Origin of the sequence: Vibrio brasiliensis LMG 20546 (assembly GCF_000189255.1) — a bacterium.
Lineage (GTDB): Bacteria > Pseudomonadota > Gammaproteobacteria > Enterobacterales > Vibrionaceae > Vibrio > Vibrio brasiliensis.
This window is the reverse complement of record NZ_AEVS01000102.1, coordinates 1-11,675: the sequence shown is the minus strand read 5'-3', so window position 1 is coordinate 11,675 and position 11,675 is coordinate 1. Positions and strand designations below refer to the sequence as shown.

Below are 11,675 nucleotides of genomic sequence, written 5' to 3'. Positions count from 1 at the left end.
TCATTTTAATTTCAGGAACTGAACATGGATCTCGCTTTCGATCGCCGTCATATCTGGCATCCTTACACTTCTACACTGACACCTCTGACCTGCTACCCAGTCTCCTCCGCCCAGGGAGTCATGCTGCAATTAGAGAACGGTGAACAGCTGATTGATGGCATGTCATCATGGTGGTCAGCGATTCATGGTTACAATCACCCTCACCTTAATGCTGCAGCTCATAGCCAGATTGATAAAATGTCTCATGTGATGTTTGGTGGCATTACTCACGATCCTGCCATTAACTTGTGTAAGAAGCTGCTCTCTTTCGCACCAGATAACCTTCAGCACGTATTCCTCGCTGATTCTGGTTCAGTAGCGGTTGAGGTAAGTCTGAAGATGGCGCTGCAATACTGGCATGCCAAAGGCGAAGTAAGACCAAAGTTTCTCACCCTGAGAGATGGTTATCATGGCGATACTTTTGCCGCGATGTCGGTCACTGATCCTGATAACTCAATGCACTCGCTATACAAAGGCTTCCTTCCTCAACACATCTTTGCCGCTTCACCAAAAACCGGATTCTGGCAAGAGTGGGATGAGTCCGATCTGGATAATTTCAGAACTCAACTGAGTGAAAACCATTGTGAAATAGCGGCAGTAATCCTCGAACCGATCGTTCAGGGAGCTGGCGGTATGCGAATTTACCATCCGAAGTTTTTGAAAGGCGTCAGAGAACTCTGCGATGAGTTTGGAGTACTGTTGATCCTTGATGAAATTGCGACTGGGTTTGGCCGTACCGGCAAGATGTTTGCCTGTGAGCATGCTGACATCAAACCCGACATTCTATGTGTCGGTAAAGCATTAACCAGTGGTTATATGACGTTATCCGCTACTCTGGCCTCAAGCGAAGTCGCTGACACCGTGTGTGGCGGTGAAGCCGGCTGTTTTATGCATGGTCCAACCTTTATGGCTAACCCATTAGCCTGTGCCGTGGCGACAGCCAGCATGGAACTGTTAGAGCAAAATGAGTGGCAGCAACAGACAAAACAAATCGAGCAACTCTTTTCTGAGTTACTGCCTAAATTAAAACAACATGAATTAGTAGCAGACGTACGCTGGCTTGGTGCAATTGGTGTGGTTGAAACAACGACACCCGTCAATATGGAAGCGATTCAAGCACTGTTTGTCGAGCAAGGCGTGTGGATTCGCCCATTTGGTAAGCTGATTTATATGATGCCGCCGTTTATTAGCGAGCCTCAACATATACAGAAACTGGTGGATGCGGTGGAGTGTGCGTTAAATAGTGAAGAGTGCTTTAGCAGTTAACCGTTAAGTTTCGAGCTGCGAGTGACTAGCAGCTCGAAATTTCAAGCTTTTTTATTCTTGGTCAATCATCCAACGGCGGAATTCTTTACGCTCTTGTTTAGAAGATTTTAGGTACCAAGCTTTTAGTTGGTCTAGGTTGCTAGTTTCTAACTTAACTACTTTCTTTTCGCCAGATTCGACAACTTCAACAATGGTCGCATTCGCGTCTTGGGCTGTTGCGGCAAGTGCAGCACCTGAGCCAACAACTAAGCCGCGTTTTGCATTGTGCTCGTGCACTAGCTTTGGCATGTCGTAGTAAGGGAAGACACCATCACCTCGATCAAGCACTTCTTGCGTATATTTAACGCTTTTACCAGATTCAGTTTCAATCGCCCAGTCTGCATCTTTTTTAAAGAATGTATTGGCCTGACTATAGCTATACATCTTAGGAATAGAGATTTCCATATCCTCTTCAGAAGCATCAAAATTGATAACATAAGGTGAAGAATCAAACACTCGATATTTACCGCTATCCTTTAGTTTTTTACTGTACCTAACAACCAGTTGCACTGGACCAGCCTCAACAGTTGCTGCATCACGAGTTTCTTCTACTTTTACCCCATCAATTAACAAGATCTCGACACCATTAGAAGGTTCGATAACAGCTGCCGATGCTGACGACGCAAATAACACGGCAAATAGAGATAGATGTCGTTTCATAGAAATTCCCTGAATTATTGTAATTAAAAAAGCCACCCTATTGGGTGGCTTCTATTGTAGCTATTTCAACTAAGATTAGAAGAATGCTTTAACACCAACAGCGAAGCCGATGTCGTTCTTCTGGTAATCAGAAGTTGTTGTTGTTGCAACTGAACCAGCAGCTGGAGTGAACGCGTAAGTTGTAGTATCAGTACCAGAGTAACCGTCATCACCACCAACTTCTGCGTATAGAGTTGTGTTAGGAGCGATAGCGTAACCAGCGTTGATGTACCAAGCGTTTAGGTCTTTCTCTTCGATTTGGTTACCGTTAACGTCTGTGCCGTATAGGTTAGCGTTGCTGCTAGACATAGAGTAACCAGCTGCAAATGTAACTTTATCCATTGAGTAAGTTGCAGCTAGAGCGATAGTATCTGTATCAGTCTTATCACCGCTCGCTGGCTTACCAGTCATATCGTAGTAAGCAACTGCTAGTTCAACGTTTTCAATACCAGAGTACTTAGCTTGTGCAGACCATAGTGTTTCTTCAACACCAGAAGCCATTGTACCGTTGCCGTAGAATGCAATTAGGTCGAAATCTGCAACACGGTAGCCTAGCTTACCATCTACGAATGTAGAGCTGTCTTGAAGACCGATGTTACCGTTCATGTCTTGCGCTGCTGCTAGAGTAGCGTGGAAAGTACCGTTGTCGAAGTCGTAACGAGCGATTTCGTCAGCACAGTAAACTTCTGAATCTTCGAAGAATGTAGTTAGACCGAACTGGTAGTCAGAACCAATACCAGCATCATCTAGAGCAGTACAAGTACGACCGAATTTAAGAGAACCGTAGTTGTCAGAGTAAACTGCAACGTAAGCATCACCTTCAGTTTGGCCTACATCAGTGAACTGCCAGAAACCACCTACTTGGAAGCTGTCATTTACTGCGTAACGTACGTCGAAATCTAGATCTGCGTCTTGAATTTCTTGTACTGGGTTAGAATCTTTAGCTTTACCTTGAACGTAAACAACTTCGATATCGCCACCCATGTTTACAGTAACGCCGTCTTGGTTGTAAATTTCAAAACCAGCTTGAGCTGATGCTGCTGCTAGAACTGAAAGAGCTACTAGAGTCTTTTTCATAATAATCCACTGCCTTTTCTATAGAATGGGAAATCCTTGTCCGGTTCCCTTTATGTTTTTTGATGATGATTCCTTCCTCTAATGGGTCGGATATCAACGTCACTAAATTTCGAGGTCTAGATTGCAAAAGATTATTCGGCGTGTCAAATGTTCTAAAAACACAAGATAAAAAAATATATATCACTTATATTTCAAGGGCTTACACAAAATCACGAGCAAATTTCGAGCGACTTCATAACTTTATCAATAGTGAATCGGAAAACTTAACAACTCTTTAAAATAGTATAACTGTCTACAATTTATCAAAAATTAACTCTCGCGCAGAATTTTCCACTGCGTTAATTTAGCATTTGGCGTGATATATTTTTTACATTTAGAATTAATTGTAAGTCCCTGAAGGTTCAGTTTTTTTTTGTGAACAAGATCCACATTTCGTTATTAAGGATTCTATTTCGTGAACTAAGTAGTGTTTAGCAAACTGTGCTATGATGCGCTACCCGCAATTTAGGTCACAGTATGAACACCAGTAAAGTCCAACAATCCATTCGCTCTAGTTATCAGAACCTCCAGTCTCAGCTAGAAAACTTTGTACCTCGTCGAGCGCAGAACTACCTTGTTGCGGAGATAGCTAAGACATTATGCGGCGAATATCACAAATCAACCCGCATGCTTGTTGCTGAAGCGGGTACAGGAATTGGTAAATCTCTCTCTTATTTAATGGCTACAATTCCGGTAGCCGTTTTAAACAATAGAAAGGTGGTAATTTCAACCGCGACAGTTGCGCTGCAAGAGCAGTTGGTAAACAAAGATCTGCCCCTATACCGTCGCCTAACCGATCGAGAGTTCTCTTTTATATTAGCTAAAGGCCGCCAGCGTTATTGCTGCGCTGAAAAACTTGCTGCGGCTAGTGGCGTAGATGGTGGTCAGTTGGCCATGTTTGAAACCAAGCCAAAGAAGAAAGATATCGACCTGCTTGAGACCATGTACCGCTCATTAGCGCAGAACAAGTGGGACGGCGACCGAGATTCATGGCCGAAACCTATTGCCGACGAAATTTGGCAGTTAATCGTTAGCGATAAGCACAGCTGTAATAACAGTATGCCAGCACACCGGAACTGCCCTTTCCAGAAAGCTCGCTCAGAGATGGATAAGGCCGACGTTATTATTGCTAACCACAGTTTGGTCATGGCGGATGCAGGTCTTGGTGGTGGCGTGATATTACCTGAACCAGAAAACACCATTTACGTTTTCGATGAAGCGCACCACCTTCCTCATGTCGCTCGAGACCACTCTTCTGCTGCTGCCAGCTTAAAAGGCGCGGCTAGCTGGTTAGAACGACTCAACCAATCAGTAACAAAATTTGCCAACATGGCGGACGAAAAGCGTGTGGCAAGATTTAGAAACGAACTTCAGGACTCAGTTCAACAACTCATCCCATCGCTGACTCAGTTGGCGACACGTTTTGATCCGGCCCATTTTGAAGAGAAAATCTATCGCTTTGAAAATGGTGAGCTACCAGATTGGCTAAGCGAAGAATCTAAAGATCTCAAAAAACTGAGCCACAAAGGTGCTCAGGCAGTGGCTAAAGTTGCAGACCTTATCGCCGAACGAGTAAAAGACGGAGAACTGTCGAATCGGTTGGCTGAACCAGCACTCGCCGAGCTTGGCTTTTATATACAACGTATGGACAATCTTGCTCAGGTTTGGAATCTGATGGCCGAACCACTTAGAGAGAAAGGTGCCCCTTTGGCAAGGTGGCTTGAAGTCAGCCCAGAGCGTGAAGGTGACTTTATTGTCAACGTTTCTCCTTTAGAGGTAGGTTGGCAACTTGACCAACAGTTGTGGAGCCGTTGTATTGGCGCAGTACTCACTTCAGCGACAATGCGTGCCTTAAACTCTTTTAGTTTTTTCTGTCGTCAGGCCGGCATAAGCGAGAAAGCAGAAGATGGGGTGCGTTTCCTGGCATTGGCCTCGCCGTTTGACTATCAGAATCAGGCAGAACTACATGTACCAAAGATGAAGTATGAACCTCAGGCACCTCAGTTTACCGATCACCTGATAGAGCAGTTGCCTGACTTAATCGAAGCTAACAAAGCCAACTTAGTTCTGTTCTCTTCTTATTGGCAGATGAACCAGGTAGCCGAAGCCCTCTCAACAGATTTTGTAAAAAGAGGCTGGGCACTTCAGGTTCAGGGTAAAGAGTCTCGTGCAGAAATACTAAAAAAACATAAAACCTTGGTTCAGTGTCAGAAGACCAGCGTTTTGTTTGGTACCGGTAGCTTCTCTGAAGGGTTAGACCTGCCTGGGGAGCTTTTAGAGAATTTGATTATCACCAAGATCCCGTTTGCAGTCCCGACCTCCCCTGTGGAGCAGGCGCATGCGGAGTACATTGAAAACCGTGGTGGTAATCCATTTATGCAGATCACCGTACCAGAAGCGAGTAAAAAATTAATTCAGTCGGTAGGACGCTTGCTGCGTAAAGAAAGGGATTCTGGTAAAGTCATCATTCTCGATCGTCGTGTGGTCACCAAACGTTATGGCAGTGCCCTACTCGATTCACTGCCACCTTTTAAGCGAATCATCGAATACTAGCCGCTTATATAAAAGAAGAATAAATATATGGAATTGTTTGAGCCAACCATGTTGTTGGTGTTGGCACTGGTTGCTTTCCTTGCCGGATTCATTGATGCCGTCGCCGGTGGCGGTGGCATGCTCACCGTACCTGCCTTACTGTCATTGGGTTTACCACCGCACATCGCACTCGGTACCAACAAGCTGGCAGCGACGTTTGCTTCCTCCACAGCCGCTTTTACCTACTACCGTAAAAGACTATTTAAACCGCGTTGCTGGAAACGAGCGTTTTTCGCCACACTAACCGGGGCCATTCTGGGTACCTTATTTGTCGACCTGATCAGTACCGAGTGGCTGGAGAAAATTCTGCCACTGGTGATCCTTGCCGCGGCTATTTATACCATTTGGCATAAAACACCAAGCACAGTAAACAATGAGACTCCGCAACCTTGTCCGGTTCTCAATAAGAAGCAGTACGCTCAGGGATTAACACTGGGATTTTATGATGGTGTTGCTGGTCCTGGTACCGGTGCCTTCTGGACGGTCAGTTCAATGGCTCTTTATCGCTTGAACATTTTGCTGGCTTCGGGACTGGCAAAAGCGATGAATTTCACCAGTAACTTTACTTCTTTAGTTACCTTTGCTGTGCTTGGTCATATCGATTGGGTACTTGGCCTGACTATGGGACTTTGCCTGATGGCGGGAGCCTTTGTTGGCGCACACTCTGCAATTCGATTTGGCGCTAAATTCATCCGACCAGTATTTGTTACCGTAGTCAGTATTCTTGCGGTGAAACTTGCGTACGAAGCCTGGTTCGTCAATCTGTAGGAAGGCAGAGCTATGAGCAAAATAAATCAGCTCCAATCCACTTTAGAACAATTAGCGGTTAATGCGGCGGCACTGGATCGCGATCGTGGTGAGCACCATCAACCTCTATTTGATGAACGTCTGTTTCAAAGTCGTTCTAAACTGCTGGTTCCATGCGTCAAAGAGACCCAATCGACACTGGATAGCATCATCCGAGAAGAGCAAGCCGGTAAGCTCACTGCCATGCGTGCCGAGTACCTAACGGAACGTCTGCTGGCACAAATCGCTGCAATTCAGCGCGAGCTCGCCACCACCCGAATTCGCAAGCAAGAGCCTAAACACAAAAGCTACTTCCAAAAACCAATTAACGAGCTTTATCAGCATCTTGCTCAGCATCAGGATTGGGAACGCCGCTTGATGGAGATGGTGCGTGATAAAGAACTCGCCCTACAATACGCACCTCCTTTTCAACAACAAGCTGCTCAGCAAGCCTTAATTGCGACAGAGCAACGGCTTAAACGCTGTCAGGAAGCTAAACTTAAAGTTGAGAAACAGATAACCTACCGGGAAAGGAATCAATAATGTCTTCTTCCAACCAGGGGCTGGATAATGCTCCTGATGAAATCAAACTTGCCGTCGACCTCATCTATCTGTTAGAGAGTAACGAAGTTGATCCTAAAGTCGCGCTGGCTGCCCTAAAAATTGTTCAGTCTGACTTGGAAAGAAAGCTGGAGCAACCATGTACCAGCTAAACATAGATTTGCGCTCTTTTCTTGCCGAACATTGGCACAAAAAACCAACTGTAATAAAAGCTGGCTTCGCCGACTTTGTTGATCCTATCTCACCAGAAGAGCTAGCTGGCCTGACAATGGAGGAGGAAGTCGACTCTCGCTTTATCTCAAATCAGGATGGTCAATGGTCTGCACTGCACGGCCCTTTGCCTGAAAGTCACTTCGAATCACTCAGTGAATCACATTGGCAACTGATCGTACAGGCATGTAATCACTGGCACCTTGGTGCTGCAGAGCTTATTGCTCCATTTAAACAGCTACCACAATGGCTGTTTGATGACTTGATGGTCTGTTATTCCGCACCTAAAGGCGGAGTGGGACCACATATTGATCAGTACGATGTATTTATTATTCAGGGTAGTGGAAAACGTCGCTGGCGCGTAGGTGCTAAAGATACAGGCCAGTATAACGAATCGATTCAGGCCAGTGCTCTAAGACAAATCGAAGGTTTCGATGCCATTATTGATGAAGTGTTGATGCCCGGTGATATTCTCTATATCCCGCCAGGTTTCCCCCATGAAGGTAACACCATAGATCCGAGTATGAGCTACTCAATCGGCTTTCGCTCTCCTAAAGAACAGGAGCTGTTAAGTAACTTTGCCGACTACGTACTGGCAAATGATATCGGCGACGTTCACCTTCATAATCCAGAGTTAAGCACCCAAACCAACCACGGTGAAATACAGGCATCAGATGAAAAGCGGCTGACCGAGATGCTTAAATCTGTCCTGAACTCACCACAGACCATTAAGCAATTCCTGGGTGAGATGCTCAGCCAGTCTCGCCATCAGCTTGATGTCATTGAACCTGAACAACCACTCTCAGAACTGGAATTACGCTTCCATTTTGAGTCTCACGGTACCTTATGCAAAGTATCAGGACTGAGAGCGCTTTATCACCAAGACTCTAACGAGCAAGTATTCATCAATGGTGAAGCATTTAATGTGGAAGACCCTAAGCTGGTCCACACTCTTTGTAATAGTGACCATATCGACAGTGATAACTTGCCGGAGCCACTAACCGCAGCATCAGTGACACTACTGACCGAGTTGGTCAATAAAGGGTATTGGTACCTCGATTAATTCGATGACAGATACAATCAAAAAGGGCTTCGATTAATCGAAGCCCTTTTGCTATCTAATTCTACAAGTTTAAACCTTAAACTGGCTTACCAACTGCTGTTGCTTGTCTGATAGGTCACCAATTTGGGTGCTGACCATCTCCGACTCTTCAGCTTGAGTCAGGATCTGAGCACTCAAGTCACGGATATTGCTCACGCTTTGGTTCACCTCAGCCGAAACGGACTGTTGCTCTTCTGCGGCTTTAACAATCTGTGAGTTCATATCATTGATCGAAGCGATAGCCTCAAAGATCTGACTAATCTCTGCCGCCGCCTTCTGTACCTGCGCTGCTGAATCGTTAGCCAAATCATTACCATCCTGAATTGCCTGCACAACATCACGGGTACCGTTCTGCACGTTTTCAATCACTTTACGAATTTCACCGACAGAATCTTGTGTGCGACTAGCAAGATTGCGAACCTCATCCGCAACAACGGCAAAACCACGCCCTTGCTCACCTGCTCGTGCTGCTTCAATCGCTGCGTTAAGAGCCAGCAAGTTTGTTTGCTCAGAGATCCCCTCAATAACAGTAAGAATCTCTGTAATATTCGCATTATTTGCCGCTAGTTCTTCTACAACAGGCACCGCTGCCGTCATACGATCAACAAGGCGAATCATCTCAGTCTGAGAGACTTCAATAACATTCTGACCTGTCGCTGCCGCTTCGTTTGCTTGCTCTGCCGCCCTTACGGCAACTTCGGCGTTCTGCACAACTAAGCCTGCAGTCTGAGTCATCTCCTCAGAAGCAGTAGCAACCAAATCGACCTCTTTAAACTGAGAATCACTGCTAGCACGCGTTTGTTGAGCGGCCACGTGAGACTGCTGCGTTGTCGTACCAATTTGCAAAGTGGTATCAACAACATCACTGATAATTGACTGTAATTTATCTAAAAACTTATTAAAGCCAACCGCTAATTGGCCAATCTCATCTTGAGATTTCACTTCTAAACGCTGAGTCAAATCCCCTTCACCAGAAGCAATATCATTGAGTCGCTCAACCACTTCGCGAATTGGCTTAACCAAACGAGATGCCGCGACAGCGATAGTCGCAAGGCCAAGTAACATTAAAGCGGCGCCAGCAATAAGTTCGGTTTTGACACTGGCTGCAACTTGCTCGCTAATGATTCGATCCAATGCTTCAGCATCAGCAAGAACGCTTGCTCGTGGCATATCGAACAATACACCCCAAGTTTGGTTCGCGACCATGATAGGTGCAAATACGTTGAGCCAGCGTCCATCGCTGCTCCACTGAGTCTTAACTTCCTGACCAAACAACAGATCCGTCAGTTGATCGTTTGACACAATCTCGCTAACAAAAGGCTGACCGACCTGACGAGAAGAGTCGTCACTGGCAATCAAAGAACCATCTAGGCTCACCAAATTAATAGAACCTGTACCAGAGAAAAGCTGTTGATCTGACTCAGCCACAATGCCAGACAAACCATCAAGACGTAAATCAATACCAAAGAAGCCAATAGCGGTATCATCAAGCAACAAAGGAACTGAGATAGAACTGGTCAAAAACGTCCCGCCATCCTGATTAATCAGACGAGGTGTAGTAACACACGCCGTACCCGACGCCATAGGGCAGTAAAAACGTTCACTGTTGGTCGCGTCAGCCAGCAAAGCTTCAGACAGAACATTTGCAACAACATTTTCACCATTTTGCGCGGTAACCCAGTACGGAGCAAAACGACCAGTTTCATTCGAACCAACATATTCAGCGTCGACATAGTTACTGTCTTCGTTATCTAACATATTCGGCCTGAACACCAAGTAAGCGCCCTGAATGGTATCAAAGCTCAGAACTGCACGGCGCACCATCTCATCTAACGCAGTACGTAGCTCTTCACTGTCACCAAAATTCTCTTCGCTTAAAGTCTTTTGAAACATCGCGCTTGAAGCCAGCATCTCTGCTCGATATAGGGCGCCATTAAGGAATTGGGTTACTTCCGTCGCATTCAGCAAAGCTCGCGTTTCAACGATCTGCTCAGACTTGTTGATAACAGACTGGGAGCTTTGCTGCTTGATTTGATGTTGATTTGATACGGCGTTATAGACAGAAAAGCCGATTAAAGAGAGAGAAGTAACAAGAAGACAGAAACCCGCTAAGAGGGTGATTTTCCACTGCACAGATAACGTTCGCATAATACATCCTTTTAGCAAACTCGGTGTGTTAAAACATGGTTAATAGGCCCGCAGGCATTAGACGAATTACACCACATTTAACTCTGTTATAAAACGAAAGTTTACAAAAATGTTAATTGAACCCGAAGTGACTTTTCACCTTTCCCTCACTCATCGATTTGATGCTAGTATTGGCCAGACAAGAATTCAAATAGCCATATAAAGGGATATAAATGAAAGTCATTTCCTTCAACATCAACGGACTTCGTGCCCGCCTTCACCAATTACAAGCCGTGATCGACAAACATCAACCGGATGTAATTGGTCTTCAAGAGATTAAAGTTCATGACGAAGCGTTCCCGTTAGAAGATGTCGAAGCTATGGGCTACAAAGTCTACTTCCATGGTCAGAAAGCCCACTACGGTGTGGCAATGCTATGTAAGAAAGAGCCAATCTCGGTACAAAAGGGGTTCCCGACCGACAATGAAGATCATCAAAAACGCATGATCATGGTGACAGTGGAAGATGATAACGGCGAAAAAGTAACAATCCTTAATGGTTACTTCCCTCAAGGCGATAACATCAACCACGAAACCAAGTTCCCTTACAAGCGTCAGTTCTACTCAGATCTAATGACTTATCTAAACGATCATCACACTAATGATGAGCAGTTGATCGTTATGGGTGACATTAATATCAGCCCTATTGATGCTGATATCGGTATCGGCGAACCTAACCGAAAACGTTGGCTGAAAACGGGTAAATGTTCTTTCCAGCCAGAAGAACGTCAGTGGCTAAAAACCCTGCTAGACTGGGGCTTCGTCGATACTTTCCGCCAAATCCATCCAGACGTGAACGACCGTTTCTCGTGGTTTGATTACCGTTCGAAAGGCTTCCCTGACAACCGCGGCCTGCGTATTGATGTGGTACTAGCAACGCCAAAACTGGCAGAGAAATGTATCGAGTCAGACGTAGACTATGAACTACGTGGGATTGAAAAGCCTTCTGATCACGCGCCTATTTGGTCGACGTTTAAATAGCGAGAAGCGAGAAGCGAGAAGCGAGAAGCGAGAAGCGAGAAGCGAGAAGCGAGAAGCGAGAAGCGAGAAGCGAGAAGCGAGAAGCGAGAAGCGAGAAG

10 protein-coding genes are annotated in these 11,675 nt (G+C 45.5%); 7 read left to right on the top strand and 3 right to left on the bottom strand.

Annotation, left to right across the window (positions count from 1 at the left end):
- Positions 1 to 24: 24 nt before the first annotated feature.
- A complete protein-coding gene (gene bioA, locus RH46_RS19120) occupies positions 25 to 1,305 on the top strand; it encodes an adenosylmethionine--8-amino-7-oxononanoate transaminase (RefSeq protein WP_006881173.1) in 1,281 nt (426 codons plus the stop codon).
- 51 nt (positions 1,306 to 1,356) lie between these two features.
- Here the strand turns inward: bioA and RH46_RS19115 are convergent, their stop codons facing one another.
- The gene (locus RH46_RS19115) at positions 1,357 to 2,004 is read right to left on the bottom strand and encodes a YccT family protein (RefSeq protein WP_006881172.1); all 648 of its coding nucleotides are present in this window, start codon (positions 2,002 to 2,004) and stop codon (positions 1,357 to 1,359) included.
- A 75-nt stretch (positions 2,005 to 2,079) separates the two neighbouring features.
- Positions 2,080 to 3,120, bottom strand: coding sequence for a porin (locus RH46_RS19110; RefSeq protein ID WP_006881171.1), 1,041 nt, complete (start codon positions 3,118 to 3,120; stop codon positions 2,080 to 2,082).
- Between the two features lie 516 nt (positions 3,121 to 3,636).
- On the opposite strand from RH46_RS19110, the gene dinG reads away from it, so the two are divergent.
- Genes dinG through RH46_RS19085 form a run of 5 tightly spaced genes read left to right on the top strand, consistent with a single transcriptional unit; the run spans position 3,637 to position 8,371 of the window.
- Positions 3,637 to 5,712 carry an ATP-dependent DNA helicase DinG gene (gene dinG / locus RH46_RS19105; RefSeq protein ID WP_006881170.1) on the top strand — a complete coding sequence of 692 codons (2,076 nt, stop codon included), beginning with the start codon at positions 3,637 to 3,639 and terminating at the stop codon, positions 5,710 to 5,712.
- Positions 5,713 to 5,739: 27 nt separating this feature from the next.
- Positions 5,740 to 6,519 (top strand): sulfite exporter TauE/SafE family protein, encoded by a 780-nt coding sequence (locus tag RH46_RS19100; RefSeq protein WP_006881169.1) that lies wholly within the window; start codon positions 5,740 to 5,742, stop codon positions 6,517 to 6,519.
- A gap of 12 nt (positions 6,520 to 6,531) precedes the next feature.
- Positions 6,532 to 7,080 carry a primosomal replication protein gene (locus RH46_RS19095; RefSeq protein ID WP_006881168.1) on the top strand — a complete coding sequence of 183 codons (549 nt, stop codon included), beginning with the start codon at positions 6,532 to 6,534 and terminating at the stop codon, positions 7,078 to 7,080.
- Entirely contained in the window at positions 7,080 to 7,250 is a 171-nt protein-coding gene (rsmS, locus tag RH46_RS19090) for a pleiotropic regulatory protein RsmS (protein WP_006881167.1), read from the top strand. Before RH46_RS19095 ends, rsmS begins: the two co-directional genes overlap by 1 nt.
- Positions 7,238 to 8,371, top strand: coding sequence for a ribosomal protein uL16 3-hydroxylase (locus RH46_RS19085; protein WP_006881166.1), 1,134 nt, complete (start codon positions 7,238 to 7,240; stop codon positions 8,369 to 8,371). Before rsmS ends, RH46_RS19085 begins: the two co-directional genes overlap by 13 nt.
- Before the next feature lie 69 nt (positions 8,372 to 8,440).
- Here the strand turns inward: RH46_RS19085 and RH46_RS19080 are convergent, their stop codons facing one another.
- Entirely contained in the window at positions 8,441 to 10,558 is a 2,118-nt protein-coding gene (locus RH46_RS19080) for a methyl-accepting chemotaxis protein (RefSeq protein WP_006881165.1), read from the bottom strand.
- Positions 10,559 to 10,770: 212 nt separating this feature from the next.
- Between RH46_RS19080 and xthA the strand changes: the two genes are divergently transcribed.
- Positions 10,771 to 11,577 carry an exodeoxyribonuclease III gene (gene xthA / locus RH46_RS19075; protein WP_006881164.1) on the top strand — a complete coding sequence of 269 codons (807 nt, stop codon included), beginning with the start codon at positions 10,771 to 10,773 and terminating at the stop codon, positions 11,575 to 11,577.
- Positions 11,578 to 11,675 lie beyond the last annotated feature (98 nt).